Annotated in this window: 21 protein-coding genes and 1 tRNA gene; 12 read left to right on the forward strand and 10 right to left on the reverse strand. The window is 57.9% G+C overall.

Annotation, left to right across the window (positions count from 1 at the left end):
• Positions 1 to 20 precede the first annotated feature (20 nt).
• Positions 21 to 1,262, reverse strand: coding sequence for an FAD-binding protein (locus tag SIB73_RS02920; protein WP_413403071.1), 1,242 nt, complete (start codon positions 1,260 to 1,262; stop codon positions 21 to 23).
• Between the two features lie 50 nt (positions 1,263 to 1,312).
• Between SIB73_RS02920 and SIB73_RS02925 the strand changes: the two genes are divergently transcribed.
• Together SIB73_RS02925 and SIB73_RS02930 are read left to right on the forward strand one after the other, a co-directional pair.
• Positions 1,313 to 2,449: a sirohydrochlorin chelatase gene (locus tag SIB73_RS02925; RefSeq protein ID WP_413403069.1), complete on the forward strand. Its 1,137-nt coding sequence runs from the start codon at positions 1,313 to 1,315 to the stop codon at positions 2,447 to 2,449.
• Between the two features lie 387 nt (positions 2,450 to 2,836).
• Complete coding sequence (locus tag SIB73_RS02930; protein WP_413403068.1) at positions 2,837 to 3,100, forward strand: DUF2811 domain-containing protein; 264 nt, start codon at positions 2,837 to 2,839, stop codon at positions 3,098 to 3,100.
• Here the strand turns inward: SIB73_RS02930 and SIB73_RS02935 are convergent.
• From SIB73_RS02935 to SIB73_RS02960, 6 genes are all read right to left on the reverse strand, one after another.
• Positions 3,081 to 4,736, reverse strand: a complete 1,656-nt coding sequence (locus tag SIB73_RS02935) for a GMC oxidoreductase (RefSeq protein WP_413406466.1) — start codon at positions 4,734 to 4,736, stop codon at positions 3,081 to 3,083. The genes SIB73_RS02930 and SIB73_RS02935 overlap by 20 nt on opposite strands.
• 526 nt (positions 4,737 to 5,262) lie before the next feature.
• Positions 5,263 to 5,339: transfer RNA gene (locus SIB73_RS02940), tRNA-Met, on the reverse strand.
• A 51-nt stretch (positions 5,340 to 5,390) separates the two neighbouring features.
• Positions 5,391 to 6,365 carry an asparaginase gene (locus SIB73_RS02945; RefSeq protein WP_413403067.1) on the reverse strand — a complete coding sequence of 325 codons (975 nt, stop codon included), beginning with the start codon at positions 6,363 to 6,365 and terminating at the stop codon, positions 5,391 to 5,393.
• A 19-nt stretch (positions 6,366 to 6,384) separates the two neighbouring features.
• Positions 6,385 to 6,879, reverse strand: coding sequence for a CGLD27 family protein (locus tag SIB73_RS02950; protein WP_413403065.1), 495 nt, complete (start codon positions 6,877 to 6,879; stop codon positions 6,385 to 6,387).
• Between the two features lie 13 nt (positions 6,880 to 6,892).
• Positions 6,893 to 7,258, reverse strand: coding sequence for a ribosome silencing factor (gene rsfS, locus SIB73_RS02955; protein ID WP_413403064.1), 366 nt, complete (start codon positions 7,256 to 7,258; stop codon positions 6,893 to 6,895).
• Positions 7,251 to 7,886 carry a DUF3318 domain-containing protein gene (locus tag SIB73_RS02960; protein WP_066905371.1) on the reverse strand — a complete coding sequence of 212 codons (636 nt, stop codon included), beginning with the start codon at positions 7,884 to 7,886 and terminating at the stop codon, positions 7,251 to 7,253. The genes rsfS and SIB73_RS02960 overlap by 8 nt, the downstream gene beginning before the upstream one ends.
• A 124-nt stretch (positions 7,887 to 8,010) precedes the next feature.
• On the opposite strand from SIB73_RS02960, the gene carB reads away from it, so the two are divergent.
• The 3 genes from carB to SIB73_RS02975 are packed head-to-tail and all read left to right on the forward strand — an operon-like array spanning position 8,011 to position 13,402.
• Positions 8,011 to 11,319 (forward strand): carbamoyl-phosphate synthase large subunit, encoded by a 3,309-nt coding sequence (carB, locus tag SIB73_RS02965; RefSeq protein ID WP_413403061.1) that lies wholly within the window; start codon positions 8,011 to 8,013, stop codon positions 11,317 to 11,319.
• A 41-nt stretch (positions 11,320 to 11,360) separates the two neighbouring features.
• On the forward strand, positions 11,361 to 12,029 hold the full coding sequence (locus SIB73_RS02970) for a DUF3386 domain-containing protein (RefSeq protein ID WP_413403059.1): 669 nt from the start codon (positions 11,361 to 11,363) through the stop codon (positions 12,027 to 12,029).
• A complete protein-coding gene (locus SIB73_RS02975; protein WP_413403058.1) occupies positions 12,029 to 13,402 on the forward strand; it encodes an alanine/glycine:cation symporter family protein in 1,374 nt (457 codons plus the stop codon). The genes SIB73_RS02970 and SIB73_RS02975 overlap by 1 nt, the downstream gene beginning before the upstream one ends.
• A gap of 89 nt (positions 13,403 to 13,491) precedes the next feature.
• On the opposite strand, the gene SIB73_RS02980 is transcribed toward SIB73_RS02975, so the two are convergent.
• Complete coding sequence (locus SIB73_RS02980) at positions 13,492 to 13,722, reverse strand: DUF6447 family protein (protein WP_413403057.1); 231 nt, start codon at positions 13,720 to 13,722, stop codon at positions 13,492 to 13,494.
• A 26-nt stretch (positions 13,723 to 13,748) separates the two neighbouring features.
• Positions 13,749 to 15,491, reverse strand: a complete 1,743-nt coding sequence (locus SIB73_RS02985) for an ABC transporter ATP-binding protein (protein WP_413403056.1) — start codon at positions 15,489 to 15,491, stop codon at positions 13,749 to 13,751.
• Between the two features lie 41 nt (positions 15,492 to 15,532).
• On the opposite strand from SIB73_RS02985, the gene SIB73_RS02990 reads away from it, so the two are divergent.
• From SIB73_RS02990 to SIB73_RS03005, 4 genes are read left to right on the forward strand one after another with little or no spacing between them, the layout of a single operon-like run.
• Positions 15,533 to 15,715 carry an RNA-binding S4 domain-containing protein gene (locus SIB73_RS02990; protein ID WP_413403055.1) on the forward strand — a complete coding sequence of 61 codons (183 nt, stop codon included), beginning with the start codon at positions 15,533 to 15,535 and terminating at the stop codon, positions 15,713 to 15,715.
• Between the two features lie 60 nt (positions 15,716 to 15,775).
• Positions 15,776 to 16,507: a triose-phosphate isomerase gene (tpiA, locus tag SIB73_RS02995; protein ID WP_413403053.1), complete on the forward strand. Its 732-nt coding sequence runs from the start codon at positions 15,776 to 15,778 to the stop codon at positions 16,505 to 16,507.
• 6 nt (positions 16,508 to 16,513) lie between these two features.
• Entirely contained in the window at positions 16,514 to 17,368 is an 855-nt protein-coding gene (folP, locus tag SIB73_RS03000) for a dihydropteroate synthase (RefSeq protein ID WP_413403051.1), read from the forward strand.
• Positions 17,369 to 17,401: 33 nt separating this feature from the next.
• Positions 17,402 to 17,806 (forward strand): thiol-disulfide oxidoreductase DCC family protein, encoded by a 405-nt coding sequence (locus SIB73_RS03005; RefSeq protein WP_413403049.1) that lies wholly within the window; start codon positions 17,402 to 17,404, stop codon positions 17,804 to 17,806.
• Positions 17,807 to 17,838: 32 nt separating this feature from the next.
• Here SIB73_RS03005 and SIB73_RS03010 read toward each other — a convergent pair whose 3' ends face one another.
• A complete protein-coding gene (locus tag SIB73_RS03010) occupies positions 17,839 to 21,855 on the reverse strand; it encodes a magnesium chelatase subunit H (protein WP_413403047.1) in 4,017 nt (1,338 codons plus the stop codon).
• Positions 21,856 to 21,971: 116 nt separating this feature from the next.
• Here SIB73_RS03010 and dapB point away from each other — a divergent pair, with 116 nt between their 5' ends.
• From dapB to SIB73_RS03025, 3 genes are read left to right on the forward strand one after another with little or no spacing between them, the layout of a single operon-like run.
• A complete protein-coding gene (gene dapB, locus SIB73_RS03015; RefSeq protein ID WP_413403046.1) occupies positions 21,972 to 22,823 on the forward strand; it encodes a 4-hydroxy-tetrahydrodipicolinate reductase in 852 nt (283 codons plus the stop codon).
• A gap of 7 nt (positions 22,824 to 22,830) precedes the next feature.
• Positions 22,831 to 23,484: a hypothetical protein gene (locus SIB73_RS03020; protein WP_413403044.1), complete on the forward strand. Its 654-nt coding sequence runs from the start codon at positions 22,831 to 22,833 to the stop codon at positions 23,482 to 23,484.
• A gap of 36 nt (positions 23,485 to 23,520) precedes the next feature.
• Positions 23,521 to 23,772 carry a chlorophyll a/b-binding protein gene (locus tag SIB73_RS03025; RefSeq protein WP_413403043.1) on the forward strand — a complete coding sequence of 84 codons (252 nt, stop codon included), beginning with the start codon at positions 23,521 to 23,523 and terminating at the stop codon, positions 23,770 to 23,772.
• Positions 23,773 to 23,784: the final 12 nt, after the last annotated feature.

Raw genomic sequence — 23,784 nt, forward strand, 5'->3', positions numbered from 1 at the left:
TTGAGTGCTGGGACCGTAGTTCAGAGCGGTGGCAATCGTCCTTGCGGATCCAGTTCGCTCTTGAGTTGGCGCAGTTCCGGTAACCACTCGCCGAAGGCATCAACCAGTTCGCTTTGGTGGCTGGGCAGGTGGTCATGCAGCTGCGCGAGATGCACCCCAGGGCATGTCGTGCTGAAGTCTTTACTCACCTGATGCATCCACTGAAGGCTCTGTTGTCGCTCGGCTTGATCTCCTGGAGTCCAGGCCGCTGTGATCCAGGGTTTCCAGACGGAGTCTCGGTGGATGAACGATGTGCTCCTGCGGCCGATTCTTGTTGTCGCACCACCCAGCTGCTGAGCACTGATGCGGCATCCGCGATGCGGTCTCTCCTGCATCCGCGAGCTCAGGAGCTGCATCAACGGCCCTGCCTCCGGCCCCATAGCTGGCCCCAACCGTGCGACCACTTCGCTGTGAAACGGTATGGAATCAGTGGTTTCAGAGGCGAGACGGCCAAAAGTCGGTTGCTCAAGTTGATCCATGCAGTGTTGGATCACAGCCTGCTGACCTGTTCCAAGGATGGGGTCAAGGTCTTTCAGCGTTTGTGGTGTGGGCTGTTCGGAGCTGCAGTCCACCGCATAGATCTCCAACCTGTCGCCCCAGTTCCACTGCAGGCTGCAGGTTTCAGGCCAGCCCTCCGCGATGTTGATCAGCTCTGGCAGTTGTGACGGATCGATCAAGCCATGGCGTACGCGCAGCGGTTGGCGTCGTTGCGTGCGCAGACGTAGACGCGTCACGACAGCCAGGAAAGCGGATGCACCCATCAGGCCCCGCCAGCGGTGGTCACCCTCTGTTGTTTGATCCTTCTGAAGGGCAAAGGGCACACCAGACCCCCAGATTCCCTCGATTGCGGTGATGGAATCCAGAGCAAGTCCTTGCAAGCGGCTCAGGGGACCCATCCCTCCTGTGAGGATGAAGCCGCTTCCGGTCAGGCCGGAGAGTCCAATGGGAATGCTGCGCTCAGATGCTCGCAAGCTCAGCAGCAGCTCGCCCATCGTCAGACCGGTGCCGAACTCGACCTCCATGGAGTCCTGGTGATAGCTGACTTCCCGATGTCGTCGCAGATCCACGGTCCAGCAGCCGTTGCCTGCGCAGCGACTGGTGCTTCCTCCTGAGCAAACCCGCAGGGGTGTTGAGGCGAGCGGTTGCAACATCAGCTGTTTCAACAGCTCCGGCCCGGGAGTCAGGCAACCGAGGGTTTTTGCGTCACTCGCAAGCGGATTCATGGTCTTTGTTTTACGGCCGCGAATAGGTTTGATACAGATGCACCGCACGTGTGACCCAGCAGACCGTTGCTCCTGCTGCAACCAAACATGGAGTTCTGATCTGTGGTCATGGCAGTCGCAACCGGTTGGCGGTTGCCGAGTTTGAGGGGCTGGCCAACGGACTCAAAGAGCGTCTTACGGGATTGCCGGTCGAATATGGGTTTCTGGAATTCGCACGGCCCATCCTGAGAGATGGTCTGGAAAGGCTGCGCGAGCAGGGCGTCGTCAAGGTGCTTGCCGTGCCGGCGATGTTGTTTGCCGCCGGACACGCCAAGAACGACATCCCTTCCGTTCTCAACACGTACAGCGCTGAAACCGGACTGGAGATCGACTACGGCCGTGAACTCGGCGTGGACAGGCTGATGATCGCCGCGGCAGGAGCTCGGATTCAGGAGGCTCTGAACAGGACATCCAGTGTTGACCTCTCCGACACCATGCTTGTGGTTGTCGGACGTGGTTCCTCCGATCCGGACGCCAATTCCAACGTTGCCAAGGTCACCAGGATGTTGGTGGAGGGTTTTGGCTTCGGCTGGGGAGAAACCGTTTATTCGGGAGTCACGTTTCCACTGGTGGAACCCGGGCTGCGTCATGTGGTGAAGCTTGGGTTCAAGCGCATCATCGTGTTTCCCTATTTTCTGTTTTCCGGAGTGTTGGTCAGCCGCATCCGGCAACACACCGAACGGGTTGCGGACGACCATCCGGATATTGACTTTGTCAACGCCTCCTACCTGGGTGATCACAGCTTGGTTCTGGACACCTTCATGGAGCGGGTTCAGGAGGTGATGGGCGGTGAAGCCCCCATGAACTGCTCTCTCTGCAAATACAGGGCTCAGGTACTGGGTTTTGAACAGGAAGTGGGCCTTGACCAATCAAGTCATCACCACCACGTCGAGGGGCTTACGGAAGCTTGCGCTCTTTGTGAAAGGGAGTGCACCGGAGTTTGTCAACCCGACGGCATTCCAATCCCTGTGGGCGGTGTCCACCCTCACGACCATGAGCATGCCCACGGTCACAGCCATGACCATCAGAGCCATGAACATCACAGCCATGACCATGGGCATCATCCCTACCCCCACGCTGAACACCCGCTTGGGCCAATCACGCTGCGTCGGCTCGTATCACAGCAGGCGACCGAGCCTCAAACCTGAAGCAATTCAGTTGAAACGACGTGCTCAGACGTCTCTGTCTTACCTGAGTCTTGTGAGACTAAGCTGTATAAGCGTGGCTGATGTGTCGCTGGAGTGTGGAGAAAGGTCCGGCTTTTCCACAGGTTCAGGATGGTTTTCCACTGCCATTTCCTGTGGTCAGTCGCTTTGGGGCTGAAGCTGTGGTTTTGGACTCCGGTGCTTTTCGTGACTTGACAGCAGCCCCCGCTCAACCACTGACTTGTGATCTGGATTCTTTTTGAGGGGCAATCCTCTGCGCCGCAATGAGTCTCGTTTGAGATCAGTATTCGGCGGCAGTCTGTTCAGCGCTTTGACGATCGACCCCTTTGTGTGGCTTTCTGTTGCTTGAACTGGGACGCTGAAGCGCGGATGAATCGCAATCACCTGCAACGCTGCATGGATTCGCAGCAGGCCTTGTCCGCTGATGGTGAATCACCATTCGTGAGCCTTGAGGCTGAAATCCCTGAGGTTCTCTACCAGGGCCTGAAAGCCTTCATCGGATCCAATCCGGCCTGGGATCAATACCAGGTGATGAGCTCGGCGTTGGCGCAGTTCCTGTTCCAGAACGGCTGTTCCGAGCGCGCTGTCACCGAGCGCTATCTCGATGATCTTTTCAGTCGCTCCCAGGCGTAACGGCCGCCTGGCAAGCCCTGCGGGTGATCGCCATCATTGTGAGTGTCGGGCTTTGCCAGCCTGAACTGGGCCAACAGGCTCCATCCACCACCAGCACGTTGGGACAGCGCCAGAGACGGTTCCAGCGATCAACAACGCTGTGTTCCTCACTGGCTCCCATGGCCGCTCCTCCGACCTCGTGGATGTAGTAACCGGGAGGAGGTGCATCCTCCTGAGCGGCGAGGGCCTTGCCAACAAGAGGCTTCACCAGCGGAAGGTGGAGTTGATCTGCGAGTGAGGTTGATACACCCCCGGCAACGTTGATGCAGTCCTCAATCGTGTCCTGCATGTCTCGCACCATGGCGTTTTCGTTAGCTCTCCACCGGCAGCTGATGTGGGGCATCGGTACGTTCAGTGGATCGCAGCGTTCGGAGAGGCAAACCTGATTCCTGATGTCTGAAAGCACCTCGCCGTGGCCGATCAGAAAGCCAAGTCGCCTGTCTGGATTGCGTTTGAGCCACCAGGGTGGATCGAATCGGTTGATGGCCCCCCAGATTCCATAGCCGCGTAGAAAGGGGCGACCAGCGCAGACCTCTGGGGCATTGCCGAACGGTAAAAAGAAGCTGCCTGCTCCTGAAAGCGTGCTGGATGGGTCGGATTGCTGAGCCGCACCGCGTCCGGTTTCGCTGGCGACCGAGAAGAACCGACAGCAGGACACGTGGTCCATCACCCCCTTCCCAAGGAGGCCAGAGGGATCATTGAACCCACCGGATATTGCCTGTCTCTCGGACTGCAACAGAAAGCGGAGCGTGGCGATCGTTGAGGCGCAGACCACAACAAGATTGCATTCCAGTCGCTGACGCTCTCCAGTGCTGCGATTCACCACAACAACAGCGCTGGCTCGTTCGCCTGCTGGATCCATGTCCAGCCGTTCCGCCATGGAATTGGAGAGAATTTCCACCCGACCCGTGGCGAGAGCACGTTGAAGGCTGGAGCCATTGCTGCTCGATCTCGGCCAGAGGGAGGTCTCACTGCGTTGGTGGGCCTCAAATCCCCGTGAATGAATGAAGGGGATGCCGCGTTCCTTGGTCAGCAGCTCTCGGAACCGCTCCTCCTCAGGCATGAACGGTATCGCCGGTGCTGTCCGACCATCAGGGAGCTGCTCAAGACCATCCCGCCCTCCACGGACTTCAAACAGCTGCTCGAGTGCGCTGTAGTGAGGGTCGAGATCGGCATGAGTGATGGGCCAGTTCTGGCCGTACCCATCCTGATCAGCGCCTTGGAATTCGTAGTCAGAGAGCCGCAGAGTGATGCCTCCCCAGGTGAGACTGCGGCCGCCAACCTGCCGGCCCTGCGTCCACAGAAAGGGTTGATCATCCGGTGTGCTATAGGGGTACTGGCGCTCATCTGCGTACAGGTCGGGATTCTGTTTCCAGTAGCCGGGGTGTCTGGCCTGACGTCGGTGGCGTCCGCTGAGCAGACCCTCGGCTCGTTTGACGCTGTTGCCCGGTTCTCGGCCGAAGGCTTCAGCGATCGATCGATTCGGACCTGCTTCCACAACCAGAACCCGGAGTCCTGCTTCAGCGAGGGTCATTGCGGCCACCCCGCCTGTGGCACCTGACCCAATCACAATCGCTTCGAACGGATTCAAAGGCACAGCATCACGATGACCAACAGATAGTTTCCGATGGGCACTGCAGCTCTGGCCAATGACCATGACTCCCCGCATGGTTTTGGCCATGACGCGCTGGGTTGGGGGTTGCCTTGCGGTTCTGCTTCACGTCGATTCTGCGAGAGCTGGTGTGAATGTCTGTGCCTCTGACAGGTGTCATTAAGATGATCGGTGAACCTGCTGCGAGTCAGCAGATCAGATGGAAAAGATTCCTGGTTTGATTCAGTCAGCCGTTGAATCAGTGGAAAATGCTTGATTCAGGCGTGCTTATTTCGTGAATAGTGATGACTTTTTACCTAATATTAGCCATTAAATTTTTGTCGCTTATGGAGGCTGTCAGCATGAATTTCGCCTGCAATATCGGGTCGATCTGCAACAGGAGTGCTGCTTTCATCAGCAACATTTTGAATTCGCTTTCCCAACGCAGGCATTGCGTTTAAAGCAAGCCGTTTGCCGACTTGAGATCAGCAAATTCAATAAAAAAGCTCCGCTTTCACGGAGCTCTTGAATGTGGTGGCGGGGGGGAGATTTGAACTCCCGACCTTCGGGTTATGAGCCCGACGAGCTACCAGACTGCTCTACCCCGCGTCGGCCTTTTAATCATACAACTTGGTGATCGAAGACACCACTAAATTGTGGTCAGGAGGTGCGCAGCTCACCCTCCACATCAAGATGAACACCAGGGTTGAGGATCAGCAGCTGCTCCTCGAGTTCCTTCAGTCCACTGGGCGTCATCCAGTCGAGCTGACGCAGCAGATGCAGAGCCACGGCCTGTTTGGCTCGTCTGGCGCCATCTTCAGCCTTGATGGCCACGCCCAGGCCTTCACCTGTTCGGCTCAGGCACTGAATCCCTTCGGCACCCCCTTTGCTGATCACCTGATGATGGGACCGTCGCATCAATTCCGTATCGAAGCGCCCCTCTCCAGCCACCAATTCGGGGTAGGCCAGCATCGCCCGGCTGATCTGTTCCAGTTCCGCATGGGCAGAAGATCCGAGATGGGCGAACAGCAGCGCCATCTGATCAAGCTGAAGGCGCAGTGTGGGTGCGCCGCAGTCATCGCGTTCAGCAACCAGTTCATCCGGGGGCAGTCCAAGCAGTTCCGCCACTCGCCGTGAAATCTCCTGCTGCAGAGGGTGATCTCCCTGGAGGTAGGTTTCGATCGGCCATCCCATTTTTCGGGCTGTGATCAGAAATGCTGCATGCTTGCCCGAGCAGTTGTGTTCAAGAGGGCTTGAACAACCCGAAGGAACGGGGCACTGCAGGTTGCTGCTCTCCAGCTCCGCATTCCACAGCATTCTGAACGCTTCACGCGCATGAACAGCTGTGCCTGAGTGGGACCCACAGCTGATGGCGATGCCACGTTCACCACAGCTGTAGGTTTCGGATGCGCCGCTGCTGATCAGTGGCAGCGCTTGGAAGGGTTTGAGCGCCGAGCGAATGAAGGTTTCGAAGTCTGGTTGTCCGGCTCTCATCAGCACACGGCCGCGGCTGTCGCAGACAACGGCATGCACAGTGTGGGTGGATTCGATCGAGGACCCTCGCCGCAGCCGGACTTCCAGAGGCGCTGTACTCAGGGAGCGCGCCGAGCCGCGGTAACCCGATGGGATCGACATGCCCTGATGATTCTGTGCTTCAGAGAGCCTGACAGATGCTGGCTCCACCCAGCATCAGGCCAGTGACAAGGGCCATCGCCCTGCCAAGGCGGCCGAGGATCGGTCTGACTTCATGCTGAGCGAGCAGGAGATCACGTTCCCTCCAGGACACTGGTTTTTCCCACACCTGGCCGTCGTACCAGCCAGATTCCTCGTATTCCACTTTTTCGGACAACAGGCGTTTGTGGACATAGGTCCAGCCAAGCCACTGTCTGACCAGCAGCAGCATCGGCATCACAAGAGCACCAACTCCTCCGGCCAGCAGCAAACGCACTGGATCGTGGCGCAGAGTCCAGCTGCCACTGGCCACCAGAACGGTGATCGGTGCAATCAGCAACCAGCTGATCAGCAGGGCCCTGTCCAGAGAAACCTGCGCTGTGCAGGGCCAGGCAAAAAACCAGGAACGACTGAATTGAGCAAATTCCTCCTGAGGTCTCTGCTCAGGTGGAACAGGGCAGGGGATGCTCGATGCCATGCCGGGCTGCCTGTCAATCGACAACAACTTTGGACGTTAGGTAGGGACGACGTTCCCCGTGACTCCAAAATGCTTCAAGGTCGTAGTAACTACGTTCACCCGGCTGGAGCACGTGCACGATAAGTTCGCCGTAATCCAGCAAAGCCCAGCGACCTTCGTTGACTCCTTCCTTGCGAAGGGGGAGTCTGTTGAGCTCATCCTCAATCCGATCCTCAACGGATCGTGCAATCGCTCTGACCTGAACATCGCTTTGGCCGCCGGCAATCACCATCCAATCGGCCAGACTTGAGACCTCATCCACTCGAATGAGCTGGATATCCACCGCCTTACGGTCGTCGCATGCGTCGGCTGCAAGTTCCGCGAGCTGCTCGCTATCCATAGACATTTTCGCTGGTGACGGACTGACGGGATCCTTGTTGCTGCGCCATTTCAGCGCGAGCCTTCCCTGCACTCTTGCGTAATGCTTCCAGCCGGTCTTCGTAGAAGCTGCGTTTTTTCTTCTTTCTCGTTTTTTCGACGAGGTCTTTCAAAGCGCCGCCAAGGCTTTTGTAAGCATTCGGGACGCTGTAGCCAAAACGACAGGCCAGATCGATGGCTCTCTCATCAGCCGAGATCGCATCACGAAGCCGCTTCTCCGCATTGTTCTTCAGGTAGAGGCGGTAACCGGCGAATCCCGACAGACCCAGAGCCATGAACAACAGCAGACCGTCCTGCACCCAGAGTTCGCCGATGGCTCCGCCAAGGCCGATGGCAAGGGCTGCCATTTCCCAGCCATCGCGTGGAATGGTGTCGTTCTGAATCCGGCCCACCTCATGCCAGAACAACAGATTGCGGTGGTCGAGAGCGAGGTTGTCCCAGGCGTCGAGATCAACCTGGATCTCAACCTCGTCCCTGCCGATTTCCTCAAGAGTGATCAAAGCAGGCTCCACGGCAGCAGCTGCCTCAACGAACACCCAGCTCTGCATCTCCGGGGGGAGCAACCCTTTCAGACGCTGGAGCTCACTCATGATTGTCGCTTGTTCTCCTGACCCCCAACGCTAGCGACTGCCAGTCACCTGCCGCTGAACAGTCGCAAGTGGACATGGGGCTGCGTGGGAGACTCAGAAGGTTTGGCCGCTGAGGAGAACGCCCATGCCCCGGCGGAATGATCTTCGTCGCATTCTTCTGCTGGGTTCGGGTCCGATTGTGATCGGGCAGGCTTGTGAGTTCGATTACTCAGGAACTCAGGCGTGCAAAGCACTTCGCGCCGAGGGATATGAAGTCGTACTGGTGAATTCCAATCCGGCGTCGATCATGACCGATCCGGACATGGCGGATCGCACCTATGTGGAACCGCTTACTCCTGAGGTGGTCGCGAGGGTGATCGAACAGGAGCGACCCGATGCACTGCTTCCCACGATGGGAGGTCAGACCGCTCTCAATCTGGCTGTCACTCTTGCTGAGAACGGAACACTGGAACGATTCGGGGTCGAGCTCATCGGTGCCGATCTGCAGGCGATTAGAAAAGCGGAAGATCGTCTGCTGTTCAAGCAGGCCATGGAACGGATCGGTGTGAAGGTCTGTCCTTCTGGAATCGCTTCGTCGATGGAGGAAGCCGAAGCCGTTGGAGCGGCAATCGGGACCTATCCCAGAATCATCCGCCCCGCCTTCACTCTCGGTGGCAGTGGTGGTGGGATCGCCTACAACCCTGAGGAATACGTCTCGATCTGCAAAACCGGAATCGATGCCAGCCCCGTTTCGCAGATCCTGATCGAACAGTCGCTTCTGGGCTGGAAGGAATTCGAACTGGAGGTGATGCGTGACCTCGCCGACAACGTGGTGATCGTCTGCAGCATCGAGAACCTTGATCCCATGGGTGTCCACACCGGTGATTCGATCACCGTTGCCCCAGCTCAGACCCTTACGGATCGCGAATACCAACGGCTGAGAGACCAGTCCATCGCCATCATCCGCGAGATCGGAGTGGCAACAGGCGGAAGCAACATCCAGTTCGCCATCAATCCGGCCGATGGCGAAGTGGTGGTTATCGAGATGAATCCACGTGTCAGCCGTTCCTCTGCTCTGGCGAGCAAGGCCACAGGATTCCCGATCGCGAAGATCGCGGCCCGTCTCGCGGTGGGATACACACTCGACGAAATCCTGAATGACATCACAGGCAAGACTCCCGCCTGCTTCGAGCCGACGATCGATTATGTCGTCACCAAGGTCCCCCGCTTCGCCTTTGAAAAATTCAGGGGCTCTCCTGCGGTGCTCACCACGGCCATGAAATCCGTCGGTGAGGCCATGGCCATCGGACGTTGTTTTGAGGAGTCATTCCAGAAAGCATTGCGCTCACTGGAGACCGGCTTGGCAGGCTGGGGCGGAGATCGAGCTGAGCCGGAAATCACGCCAGCTGAACTCGATCGCTCCCTGCGGACGCCCTCGCCGGAACGAATCCTCTTTGTTCGTGCCGCCATGATTGCGGGACGCACGGATGAGCAGATTCACGCGCTCAGCCGCATCGATCCATGGTTTCTGGCCAAGCTGCGCCTGCTGATCAACACGGAATCGGAACTGTTGAATGATCGGCAGTTGTCGGAAATAAGCGCTGAGGATTTTCTCAGGCTCAAACAGCTCGGATACTCCGATTGTCAGATTGCCTGGTTCACATCGTCGGATCAGCTTGAAGTACGCGAAGCGAGGCTGAAACTCGGCGTTCTCCCCGTTTTCAAGACCGTCGACACCTGTGCTGCTGAATTCGCCTCGTCGACTCCCTATCACTATTCAACCTATGAGCGACGGTGGTTCCATCTGGATGCGGATGGAATCCTGACGATTCAGCCCCCGGCGTCGGAGGTGTCGGAGGACAACAGGCGCAAACTGATGATCCTTGGGGGTGGCCCCAATCGGATTGGCCAAGGCATCGAATTTGATTACTGCTGTTGCCATGCCTCCTTCTCCGCGCAGGATCGTGGCTTCGCCACGGTGATGCTCAACAGCAATCCCGAAACGGTCTCCACCGATTACGACAGCAGTGACCGTTTGTATTTCGAACCTCTCACGTTTGAGGATGTTCTCAATGTGATTGAGGCTGAACGCCCCGAAGGCGTGATTGTTCAGTTCGGTGGTCAGACTCCACTCAAACTGGCGATTCCTCTGCTGCGCTGGCTGAATTCTCCGGCAGGGCAGGCCACTGGCACCCGTATCTGGGGAACGTCTCCCGAATCCATCGATCGAGCTGAGGATCGCGAGCAGTTCGAGGCAATTCTTCGGGAACTTGACATTCGTCAGCCTCGCAACGGCCTTGCTCGCAGCGAACAGGAGGCACGCGCGGTCGCCAGCACCGTGGGATATCCGGTGGTGGTGCGTCCTTCCTACGTGCTGGGTGGTCGTGCGATGGAGGTCGTCTACGACGAGTTGGAGCTCAATCGCTACATGACCGAGGCGGTGCAGGTGGAGCCGGATCATCCGGTGCTTATTGATCAATATCTGCAGAACGCCGTTGAGGTGGATGTGGACGCCCTCTGCGACCGGGATGGTGTGGTGGTGATCGGCGGCCTGATGGAGCACATTGAACCTGCGGGGATTCATTCAGGTGATTCGGCCTGTTGTCTTCCATCGGTTTCGCTCGGTGATGAAGCCCTCAACACCATCCGTTCCTGGACCGAGGCCCTCGCCCTGCGCCTCGAGGTTCAGGGTCTGATCAATCTTCAGTTCGCTGTGCAACGCACTTCCTCAGGCGAAGAGCGTGTCTTCATCATCGAAGCGAACCCGCGCGCATCACGCACGGTGCCATTTGTCGCCAAGGCCACCGGTGTGCCTCTCGCGAAAATCGCCACTCGCCTGATGGCGGGGGAGACCCTTGCGGATATCGGTCTCATTCGCGAGCCCTCTCCGCCACTTCAAGCGGTGAAGGAAGCAGTTCTGCCGTTCAAGCGCTTTCCCGGTGCTGATTCGCTCCTGGGACCTGAGATGCGCTCCACCGGAGAGGTGATGGGGTGGGCTCCACAATTCGGCATGGCTTATGCCAAAGCGGAGCTTGCCGCTGGGGAGGCACTGCCAACCAAGGGCAATGTTTTTCTGTCCACCCATGACCGCGACAAGCCAGCTCTCGTTCCTGTGGCCGAGCGTTTGCTTGCACTTGGTTTTTCGCTCACCGCAACTGCTGGCACAGCGACCACTCTCAATGAGTCAGGTCTTCAGGTGCAACCGGTGCTGAAGGTTCATGAAGGGCGGCCAAACATCGAGGATCTGATCCGTTCAGGAGCTGTACAGCTTGTCATCAACACGCCGATCGGTCGTCAGGCGGCTTATGACGATCGCTACCTGCGGCGAGCCGCGCTGGATTATTCCGTACCCACCCTGACCACGCTTGCCGGAGCAAGGTCAGCCGTCGAAGGGATTGAAGCGCTTCAATCGCAGAAGTTTGATATTCATGCCCTACAGGATGTTCATCGATAGGGCGAGTCCCGGTAAGGTCGCCGAAGTTTCCTTGTCTTTCCGTGACCGTCACCAGTATTCCCGACGTCGCCCCCGGCAGTGACTGCCGGGATGCTTTTCGATCGGCCTATCAGAACCGCTACACCTGGGAGCCAGGATTCGGCGGTTACCGGGGCCGTTGTGTCTGGGAGCAGGGCGACCGGCGCGTTGAAGGACATTTTCAGATCGGCGCTGATCTGAAGGCCAAGGTTGAAGGGATCGAGGATGCCGAGGTGGAGAAGGCGATCGCTTCCCAGCTCTGGGAAGTCGCGATTCACCGTGTCCGTCGTTCCTTCGACCAGGTCCATGGTGCTAACACCTTCACCGCCGGTGACATCACGGACGAGGGGCTGGAAGTCCTGATTGGAGGAAAGGGTGAAGGTGATCGTTACCGCATCAAAAATGATGTGGTGACCATGGTTCACCGACATATTCACGGAACTGTGGTCACGATCCACACCGGCAGCACCACGGATACCGGATCCGGATACCTCAGTCGTCATTACTCCAGCCAATATTCGGATCCTGCCAGCGGCGAGTCCAAGGGGCCCTCCAGCAAGTTCGAGGACACTTTTGTGCCCATTGGGGAAAACGGCAGCTGGGTGCTTGAGCGCCGAGCGATCAGCTCCAAGGATTCCGACGGACATGACACGCTTCAGGTGTTTGAGTTCAACGATCTGGTCGCACTTTGATGTCTGTTTCAGCCGGCAACACTGACAGCTTCGACAGCGTCGTAACCGCGATCAACGGCCCGATCAGTGCCTTTGCCTGGGGATGGCCGACCGTGGGTCTGATTTCGGTCACCGGCATCTTGCTGATGGTCGGACTGAAATTCATGCCGATCCTGCGTCTCTCCTACGGGGTGCGCATGATGCTGGCCCCGTCAGACCCGCGAGCTGAGGGCGACATCAGCTCCTTCCAGGCACTGATGACATCGCTGGCGGCCACCGTCGGCACAGGGAATATCGCCGGTGTGGCAGGAGCGATTGCGATCGGTGGCCCAGGTGCGGTGTTCTGGATGTGGCTGATTGCTTTCTTTGGTATCGCAACCAAATACGCCGAAGCCGTTCTGGCGGTCCACTACCGCGAGGTTGACGAACTGGGGAACCACGTCGGTGGCCCGATGTATTACATCAGCAAGGGCCTTGGACCTCGCTGGGTCTGGCTCGGAGGTGTATTCGCTCTGTTCGGAATGCTGGCCGGCTTCGGCATCGGCAACGGCGTTCAATGCTTCGAAGTCTCCAGTGCTCTTCTCGGTCTTGGAGTACCTCGAGAACTGACTGCCCTCGTTCTTGGGGTGTTGGTCTTTGCCGTGATCATCGGAGGTGTGCGCCGGATTTCAAAGGCCGCCTCAGCGATCGTGCCTTTCATGGCGATCGCCTACGTGCTCGCCTGCCTGATCATTCTCATCGCCAACATCGGCAGCATCGGCGATGCCCTCTCAAGCATTTTCAGCAATGCATTCACCGGACAGGCAGCCGCCACGGGCACGCTGACTCAGGTCATCCTGATGGGATTCAAACGGGGTATTTTCTCCAACGAAGCAGGTCTTGGCAGCGCACCGATTGCCCATGCGGCCGCGCGCACTGATGATCCCGTTCGTCAGGGCACGGTGGCGATGCTCGGCACTTTCATCGACACGATGATCATCTGCACGCTCACCGCACTTGTGATTCTGGTCAGCGGGAGTGCCGGGGGAGGATTGTCCGGGTCAGAGCTGTCGATCGCTGCTTTCAATGAGGCGCTGGACGGTTCGGGCTGGATTGTCACCTTCGGCCTGCTCGTTTTCGCTTTCACCACTGTTCTCGGCTGGAGTTTCTACGGCGAACGCTGCACCGAATATCTGTTCGGTGTGAAGGCGATCCTTCCTTTCAGGGGCGTCTGGGTCGCTGTGGTGGTGATCGGTTCGCTTGTGGGTGATCGAGGTGTGGTGTGGGGTGTTGCAGATACCCTCAACGGCCTGATGGCCATTCCCAATCTGATTGCGCTGCTTCTGTTGTCAGGAACAGTGTTTGAACTCACCCGTCGTTATCACTTCCCCGACACGTCGGAACAATCCGACTGATCGGATGGTCTGCCCCCCCCTTGATGTAGAGCCTCCGCCATCGGCCGGAGGCTCTTTATTGAGGTCGATTGTTGCCGGTCTGTTGCTCGTCAGCTTTGGTCCGGCATCGGGGCGACGTTCTTCAGGCGGTCATTCAGCTGCATGGCCATGGACTGGCGACCAACGGCGAGAACTTTCAGGGTGTCTTCATGCATCCGCAGCTGAGCATCAGCGACCTGCATGCCGCGCACCAATTCCTTCAGATCATCCGGAAGTGCATTGAGGTCATAGCGCTTGCCCTCGAAGGTCAGCACAGGATTTTCTCCGGGTGTTGCGGTCATTGCCATCAAACTGAATCGGCCGCAATTTAGCTGCGTCCATCGCGAATCATCTGGCGTTCGCACAGATCTCGATAGCGACCGTTGTTCGCCATCAGCTGATCGTGGCTCCCTCGTTCGCTGATCTGACCACGGTCGAGCACCACGATCTGATCGGCTTCCTGCACCGTGGCCAGTCGGTGGGCGATCACCAGCACAGTGCGGCCGTGCATCGCCTGGCGCAGCCCTAGCTGCACAGCAGCTTCAGCCTCAGCGTCCAGGGCGCTTGTCGCTTCATCAAGCAGCAGCACCGCGGGGTTGCCAAGAACGGCCCTGGCAATGGCAATTCTCTGCAGCTGACCTCCCGAGACGTTGGTGCCGCGTTCCTCCAGTTTCGTCTCATAGCCATCCGGCAGGGCCATGATGAAATCATGAGCATTGGCCAGACCTGCCGCCTCGATCAGCTGACCGTGACTCGCCGGCCGCCCAAAACGGATCGCTTCCGCGATGCTTCCCGAGAACACGCTCGTTCGCTGGGGTACGAGAGCGATCTGCTGCCTGAGATCCCTTGCTTTCACTTGTGCAAGGTTTTTCCCATCCAGTTCGATCTCTCCTGACTGGGCACAGTTGAAGCGAAGCAGCAGGGAGAACAGCGTGCTTTTGCCTGCACCTGAAGGGCCCACCAGTGCAACCACCTGTCCGGCTTCGATGGTCAGGTTGATGTCTCGAAGCACTGGTTCGCCATTGCCGTAAGCGAAATGGACGCGATGCAGATTCAGGTGACCCTTCGGCCGACCAATCGGCAAGGCCGGATGAGGGTCCGCAGTTTCCTGAGGCTCCTGTTCGATCTGTCGCAGTCGTCGCAGCGAAGCCTGTCCCTGCTGAAATTCATTGAAGTTGTTGGTGACATGGGCGATGGGGTCGATCAACACCACCAGGCCTGTGAGGTAGCTGCTCAGGCCGGCAATGCTCAGACCATCGTTCTGAATCCTCCAGGCGGCCAGCCCCAGCACGGAGAACAGGCCCACCACTTCGATCATGCCCACCACCGGATGCTGCAGCGCCACAAGGCTGTACGTGCGGTGCCTGGCCTGACGATGCTGATCAATCTCGTCTTCAAATCGACCTTGAAGCCAGGGCTCCGCTGCAAATGCCCGTACGAGCGGAAGGCCCTCGATGGCTTCTCCGAGCAAACCGGCCAGTTCGCTCACTTTTTTCTGACTGCGTTCGGTGGCCGCCATCACCCTGGCGCCGAACAGGCTGATCAGCCAGATGATCAACGGTGCGAGCAGCAGGATGGAAGCCGTGAGTTTCCAGTCCAGCCAGAGCATGTACCCAAGCACTGCCAGCAGCTGGAGCGCACTGGGAAGTGTGTCGTGAATCGATTTGTACAGCACTTCACTGACACGATCGGCGTCTTCAGTCAGTCGGTAGGTGAGATCGCCTGCTGAGAGCTTCTCCAGTGCTCCCAGTTCAACAGTCTGCAGACGACGGAACAGATCGCTGCGCAGGGTCTTGCTCACCTGCAGAGCTGGTCCTGCCAGCAGTGAGTCCTGACCGAACTGAGCCAGTTTCTGGATCGCGAATATCAGCACGCCCTGCCCGATCAACCCGAGCACCCTCCCGAGATCTCTCGAACCCAGTGCGGGAAACAGGGAACCGGCAAGGTTGAGCAGCAACAGAAAGCTGCTCACATAAATGAGCATGCAGACCAGCCCGAGGCTCAGTTGGGGCAGATGCGGACGCAGCAATGGCAGCAGCCTGCGGAATCCTGCCTCGGAGGTTTTCAGCATCGCGTCACACTATCAATGCTCTTTCGTGATCTCTTGGGCTGATGCGACTCGATCAGTTCCTGAAATGGCAAGGATGGGTCGGCACCGGTGGTGAAGCCAAGATGTTGATCCAGGGCGGGCAAGTGCGTGTGAACGACAGCGTTGTGACTCAGCGAGGTCGTCAGCTCAAGCTCGGGGATCGAGTTGATGTGGGAGGAGATCAGGCGGTCGTCACGAAGATCTGAGACGACTTTGCTCCCGTAGGAACGTAAGTTGGCTGCTGCTGAGCCGCAGAGGACGCAAGCGTGGGCAAACCGGTGATTGCTGGAAACTGGAAGATGCACATGACGTGCGCCCAGGCCAGGGACTGGTTGGCCACGTTTCTGCCGCTGATCGCGGATACGCCTGATGATCGTGAGTTGGTGGTTGCGCCTCCGTTCACGGCGATCAGCACCACTGCTGAAGTCACTTCAGGATCACGGCTGGAGATTTCAAGCCAGAACGTGCACTGGGAAGCCGAGGGCGCATTCACAGGTGAGATCGCTCCATCGATGCTGGAAGAGCATGGAGTGCGTTACGCGATCGTTGGTCACAGCGAGCCGCGTAAGTATTTCAGTGAGAGTGATGAGCAGATCAACCATCGGGCACGTTCAGCCCAGGCCCATGGACTGATTCCCATCGTCTGCGTGGGAGAAAGTGATGAACAGCGCAGCCGCGGTGAAGCCGAGCGAGTGATCCGGCGTCAGGTGGAGCAGGGCCTCGAAGGACTGGATCCGAATCGTCTTGTGGTTGCCTATGAACCCATCTGGGCCATCGGCACCGGCAAGACCTGTGAATCGTCGGAGGCCAACCGAATCTGTGGTCTGATCCGCAGCTGGGTTGGTGCTCCTGATCTGATCATCCAGTACGGAGGGTCGGTCAAACCCGGAAACATCGATGAGCTCATGAGCATGAGTGATATCGATGGTGTGCTCGTGGGTGGAGCATCACTGGATGCTGAAAGCTTCGCCCGCATCGCCAATTATCAAGTCGCCTGATTCGTCATGCGTCATCCCGCCTGCTGGGGCCATCGCCCGGCTGTGATGGGGGTGATCAACCTCACCCCGGACTCCTTCAGTGATGGAGGACGATTCAATCGGGTGGATCTGGCTTTGAACGAGGCGTCACGTCAGCTGCGGGATGGAGCGCAGGTGCTGGATCTCGGTGCCCAGAGCACCCGGCCTGGTGCTCTGGATGTTGGTTCGGAAGAAGAGCTGTCGCGTCTTCTCCCCTGCCTTCAAACCATTCGTGCAGCCCATCCGCAGGTGATTCTTTCCGTCGACACATTTCGGGCATCCGTGGCCCGAGCAGCTTTGGAGGCCGGTGCCGACTGGATCAATGATGTCAGTGGGGGCAGGCGCGACCCGGCCATGCTGTCCCTGGTCGCTGATGCTGGTTGCCCGTATGTGCTGATGCACAGTCGTGGTGACAGTCAAACCATGGACGACTGCACCGATTACGGCGAACAGGGCGTTGTCGCCGGAGTGTTGCAGGAACTCAGGCTCAGCTCCGACCGAGCTCTCCGGGCAGGCCTGAGCCAGGAACAGCTGATCTGGGATCCAGGTCTTGGCTTCGCGAAGACCACAGATCAGAGTCTTCAGCTGATCAGACAGCTGGACGAGCTTCAACAGGACGGCATTCCACTTTTGCTTGGACCTTCTCGGAAGCGTTTTATCGGCGCTGTTCTTGACCAGCCCCGTGCCAAGGCAAGGATCTGGGGGACGGCTGCTGTCTGCGCCAGGGCTGTGGAGGCTGGTGTCCACGTGGTGCGAGTCCACGATGTAGGACCGATCAGTCAGGTGGTGACCATGGCCGCGGCGGTCGCCCGGCAAGGCTCACCAGCCAACGTTCGTGACTGAGCTGGCTAGAACAGATCCTTCCGTGAGGCATTCATGAGCACAAACCCTGAGCTCACCCTGCTTTACGACGGGGGATGTCCACTCTGTGTTCGCGAGGTGACGTTCCTGCGTCGTAAGGATCGCAATCAGTCCATCCGCTTCGTTGACATTGATGCACAGGATTACTCTTCAGAGGACTGGTCCGGCATCAGCTATCGCCAGGCGATGGCAAGGATTCATGCCATTCAGGCGGACGGAACAGTGCTCACGGATGTAGCGGTGTTTCGCGAGGCTTATCGCCTGATCGGACTCGGCTGGCTGTACGCGCCAACCCGCTGGCCAGTGATCGGGCCAGTGGTTGACATTCTTTATGGCGTCTGGGCTCGGTATCGGCTGAAGATCACCAGCCGCGCCTCGCTCGATCAACTTTGTCAGGAGCGTTGTTCGCTTCCGCAGTGAATTGATCGCTCCCTCAAATCTGATCAAACAAGTCAGGGTTCGGCGGTCGTGACACCCTCAATCCGATCCTCAACCTCCTGGTAGAGCTCCTGAAGCTGTTCGATGTTTTCGTCGGAAGTTTCCCAGTAACCGCGACCGTGCACCTCAAGCAGCGTTCCCACAATTCGGCGGAAACTGTTGGGATTCAGATCCAGCAGACGCTTGCGCATTTCCGGATCGTTGATGAACGTGTCGTTGGCTTCTTCATAGACGAAGTTGTCAACTGAACCACTGGTGGCACTCCAGCCAAGAGTGAAATTAAGGCGCTTTGCGACTTCTCGTACACCTTCATAACCAGAGTCGAGCATGCCCTCGTACCACTTCGGATTCAGCAGTTTGGTGCGCGAGTCGAGACGAATCGTCTCATTCAGGGATCGCACCTGAGCATTGGCTGTGGTGGTATCAGCGATGTAGCTGGTGGGTGCCTTTCCGTCATCACGCAAACCGGCAATCAGTTTGGTGGGATCGGAGTCGAAATAGTGACTCACATCGGTTAGGGAGATCTCGGCGGAATCCAGATTCTGGAAGGTGACGTCAGCGGTTTTCATCACATTTTCGAAAACATCACGCTTCTGATTCATCTCACCGGGATTATCAGCGTTGAAAGCAAATGTTTTCCTGGAGAGATACATCTCCTGCAACTCGCCTTCCTCTTCCCAGGTGCTGTTTTCCACGGCCAGATTCACGTTGGAGCTGTAACTGCCACTGGCATTGGAGAACACTCGACACGCCGCATCTCGCAAGCTGCTTCCCTCCTTTTCAGCCTGCTCAAGAGTGTGTTTGCGAACAAAATTCTGCTCAAGCGGCTCATCAGCTTCGGCTGCCATCTTCACGGCCTGATCAATCAGTGCCATCTGGTTGATGAACAGATCTCGGAAGACTCCAGAGCAATTCACGACCACATCAACGCGGGGGCGTCCCAGCTCCTCAAGAGGGATGAGCTCGAGCTTGTTGACCCGACCAACTGAGTCAGGCATGGGCTTCACGCCCACAAACCAGAGAATCTGGGCCAGAGATTCCCCATAGGTTTTGATGTTGTCTGTCCCCCAGAGGACACAGGCAATGGTTTCGGGCCAGGTTCCCTGCTCTTCGCGTTGACGCTCGATCAACTTGTCCACCACCCCTTTGGCCGCTGCGACAGCAGCCCTGGTGGGAATCGCCTGAGGGTCGAGAGCGTGGATGTTCTTACCGCTGGGGAGAACTCCGGGGTTGCGAATCGGATCGCCGCCAGGCCCCGGGAGGATGTACTCACCATCGAGTGCTTTCAGAAGACTCTCCATCTCCATATCGGCGCAGACCTGCTCGAGGCAGAAACGCAGATAGCCGAACAGCCTGTCGAGTTCCGTTGCATCGATCCCACTGAACCCGTTGTTTTTGCAGGCCTTGAGCCATGGGGAAGGCAGCTTGAAGCCGAAGCGGTTCAGAAGATCGCTGAACCATGACCAGTTGTTGCGGAGGTTGACCCGTCCATCACTGCCGGTCACGGACCGGACCATGGCGGAGATTGCTGCACGCGATGTTTCGGTGATGGTGCGGTTGAGCTCCACATCAGCGAGGACACCATTGTCATTTCCTTTGTAAACGTCTTCAATCGTTCGTCCGATCGATTCAGCCAACAGGCCTGGAAGTGAGCGAAGTTCGTCCTCATCCCGCTCCAGAGCCGCGATGTTCACGAGGGTGGCAACGGCTTCCTCGGCGGTGGGAGGTTTGCCAATGGTGTGGAGTCCGCAGGGAAGCAGACGGCTCTCGATCTCCATCAGCTGCCGGTAAACGGCACCCACCAGGGCGTCCCGCCCTTCGAGTTCGAGGGAAGCGGCATCGTTCTCGGGAAGATCAACATCCTTGTCGAGATTGCACTGACGAGCCGTTTCAACAATGGTGTTGACGATCTGAATGCCTCGGCCACCTTCACGCAGCTGCTGGTAGGAGCCAACAAGCTCCCCAAGTTCCTTGAGACCTTTGTAAAGGCCGGCGTTCTCCGCCGGCGGGGTGAGATAGCTGATCGTTGAGGCGTAGCCACGACGCTTGGCGATGGTGGCTTCCGATGGATTGTTGGCTGCGTAGTAGTAGAGGTTCGGCAGGGATCCAATCAGGGAGTCGGGATAACAGGTTTCGCTCATCCCCATCTGCTTGCCGGGCATGAACTCCAGAGAACCGTGAGTGCCGAAGTGGAGCACCGCATCGGCCTTCCAGATTTTTTCCAGATAGGTGTAGTAAGCAGCAAATCCGTGATGAGGGCTGGCGCTGCGCGAATAGAGAAGACGCATGGGGTCACCCTCGTAGCCGAAGGTGGGCTGCACTCCGACGAACACATTGCCGAAGTGTCTGCCGTACACCAGCAGGTTCTGTCCATCACTGTTGAGGTTGCCGGGAGCTTTCCCCCAGTTCTCTTCCAGCCGTTCCGAGTAAGGGGTGAGACGTTCGTATTCCTCCACGCTCATCCGGTGGGCGATCGAAAGCTCCGGTGATCCCTGCATGGCATCGGCGTCGTTGATCACCGCTTCCAGCAGTGCCCGGGGTGTGGCAGGCAAATCCTTCACGACATACCCCTTCGCTTTCATTTCCTCCAGAACGCGATGGATCGAGCCGAACACATCGAGATAGGCCGCGGTGCCGACATTGCCCTTGTCAGGAGGGAAGCTGAACACCGTGATCGCCAGCTTCTTCTCGTCGCGGGGTTTGATGCGCAGCGACGACCATCGGATGGCGCGTTCAGCGATGGCATCGACACGGTCCTGCAATGTGTGTGCCTTTCCGGTGGCGTCATCTCTGCCGGAGAGAACAATCGGTTCGATCGCTCCGTCCAGCTCCGGGATCGCGATCTGCAGTGCAACCTGCACGGGATGCAGTCCGAGGTCGCTGTCTTCCCATTCCTGGGTTGTCTGAAAAACCAGTGGCAAAGCCACCATGTAAGGGCGGTTGAGCTTCTTCAGCGACTCGACGGCCTTCGGATGATCCTGACGAGCAGGGCCGCCGACCAGGGCGAAACCCGTGAGCGAAACGATTCCGTCAACCAGAGGTTGCTCGGGATTGAGAGGGTCGTAGAAAAACGCGTTGACGGGCTTGGAAAAGTCGAGACCACCGCAGAAAATCGGAATCACGCGAGCCCCGCGGAACTCCAGTTCCTGGATCGTGGCCACGTAGTGAGCGTCATCTCCTGTGACGATGTGGCTGCGTTGCAGCACAAGACCGATCACTGGGCCTTTGAGAGCATCCTCGGAAAGGTCCGTTCGACTCGACGTCCAGTTGAGGTACTCCTTGAGGTCCTCGAACATCGACGGTGCCAGTGGATGCCAGATGCCGAGATCGGGGAAGACCTCAGGGTCGGCGACGTCCATGACAGGACGCTCCTCTCCCTCTGCCGCCGGGAAGACGTATTTATCCGCCAGCATCAGCAGAAAGTTGCGCAGGTTGTCGGGCGTGCCACCCAGCCAGTACTGGAAACTGAGCATGAAGCTGCGCGCATCCTGCGCCTTTTCAACGGGCAGGTACTTGAGAACCGTGGGCAGGGTGTTCAGGAGCTTGAGCATGGCGTCCTGAAAACCTGCACCACCAGCTTCCTTGCGCTTCTTCATGAACCCTGCAATGGCACTTTTGCTCTGTCCGAGCTGAGCCATCGAGAAGCTGCCGAGCTTGTTCAGGCGCATCACCTCCGGCATGGAGGGGAACACAACCGCGGCTTTGAGGCGGTCACGATGCGGTGTGACGGCATCCACAACCTTCTGAGCCAGATCTTCAATGAAGATCAGCGAGGCGATGAACACATCAGCCTGAGCGACATCCTGCTTGAAGTCGTCGTAATTGGTGTCGTCGCGAAGTTCCTCGATGAGGTAGCCGCTGAGTTCGATGCCGAGCTCGCCTCCGCTGGCATTCAGAGCGGTGGCCGCCTGGGTGAGTGCGTTCTGGTACTGGGGCTCAAGCACCACGTACACCGCCTTCATGACGGATTGATGGTTCTGACCCTCCACAGGAGCCACGCGGCGATTGGCGGAGCGGACCTGTGTGAACATCGGCGCACATTGAGCTGTGTAAAGAACTTTACGGCGACGAGCAGTTCTACGCGCATGTTTTCTCGCGGTGTTACAACTCGATCTGCCAATAGGCTCTGACGAGAGACATCCCTGGCATGAGCGCTGCTGAGAATCAGTCGATCCCCGTGTTGGTCACCGGAGCACTGGGGCGCATGGGCGCAGAGGTGATCCGTGCGGTTCACTCCTCAGCGGACTGCCACCTGGTGGGGGCTGTAGACACCACACCTGGAAAGGAAGGAGCCGATATCGGCGAGCTGATTGGCCTGGGGCCCATAGAAATCGCCGTTACGGCAGACCTTGAGGGCTGTCTTTGCGCCACAAGTCAGGCAGTACGGGATGCTGGCCCCCAAAAAGGTGCGGTGATGGTGGATTTCACCCATCCATCGGTGGTCTACGCGAACACCCGAGCCGCCATCGCCTACGGCATCCATCCCGTGATCGGAACCACAGGTCTTTCTCCTGAGCAACTCAAGGATCTGCAGAGTTTTTCAGAAAAGGCCTCCGTGGGCGGAGCTGTGATTCCCAATTTTTCTGTGGGAATGGTGCTGCTCCAGCAGGCCGCGGCTGCCGCAGCACGTTTTTATAACCATGCAGAACTCACTGAGCTTCACCACAACCGCAAGGCTGATGCCCCCAGTGGAACCTGCATCAAAACTGCAGAGCTGATGGAGGAGCTGGGCAAAACATTCAATTCCGCAGAGGTTGATGAGCACGAGTCGCTCGAGGGCAGCCGTGGTGGTGAACGTCCCAGTGGGCTGCGTCTGCATTCCCTGCGCCTGCCCGGGCTGGTGGCTCATCAGGAAGTGATGTTCGGTGCTCCGGGTGAGACCTATACGCTTCGCCACGACACCATTGACCGTGCTGCTTACATGCCTGGCGTTCTGTTGTGCGTGCGCAAAGTGAGACAGCTGCCAGGACTCGTTTATGGCCTGGAGAGGCTGATCTGACTTTTTCATGCTGATTCCACTGCGTCCCGGTGAATTGCAGACGTTGATACCGGCAGTGGCGACCGGTACTCAGTTCAGGTTTGCTCTGGGAGATCCGCGCAAAATTCTGCAGCGTCTTCTGATCTCAGGAATCGGTGGTGTGATCACCCTTCTGATCAGTCAGAGCCTTTCCTTCAACCGCTGGGGATCTGTCTGGCTGATTGCCGGGGTTGTTCTGCTCCTCTACATCCTCTGGGGTCCGATTCTTGAGGCGGGTCGCAGGAATGCGTCTCTGCGTCGGTATCCATCGGCCGCGCTTTTTGAAGGGGAGGTGATCGAGGCTTACACCAAAGAGCGGGTGGTGAATCAGCGCGAGCAGGCTGACTCCAGCGGGCGTCTTGAGCTGGTTGAGAACCGCCGAACCTGGCTGATCCTCGAGCTGGCAGATGAAGACGGCTATCTGGGAAGAGTCAGTTTCCCGATGACCAAAACCCACTCGGCCATTCGGCCAGGCGTTCTGATTCGCTGCATTGTTCTCAGTGAGCGCAAGGATTTTTCGAGTGTCGGTGCACTGACCGATGCTTGGCTTCCCCAGCTCAAGCTCTGGGTCGGGGAGTATCCCTTCCTGCTCAGACCGGCATTTGAGGATCTCTGCAGAATTCGCTTGCGTAAAAGTTCTTAATAATGCGTTACGCTGTGTAAATAAGTCAGGTTGAACATGTCTCAGGCACCTTCCAACGCTCCCGGCATCCGCGGCGCCACCGTGACCACCGAAGATGGTGGTCGTCTCAATGCTTTCGCAACAGAACCCCGCATGGAAGTGGTGGATACGGAGAGTGGCTGGGGCTTCCACGAGCGCGCAGAAATGCTGAATGGTCGTATGGCCATGCTTGGTTTCATTGCTTTGCTGGCCACGGAATTCGCTCTGGGTGGTCAAGCTTTCACTCGTGGTCTTCTCGGCATTGGCTGATTGTTTGATGTG

Source organism: Synechococcus sp. MIT S9509 (genome assembly GCF_047303035.1).
GTDB lineage: Bacteria > Cyanobacteriota > Cyanobacteriia > PCC-6307 > Cyanobiaceae > Synechococcus_C.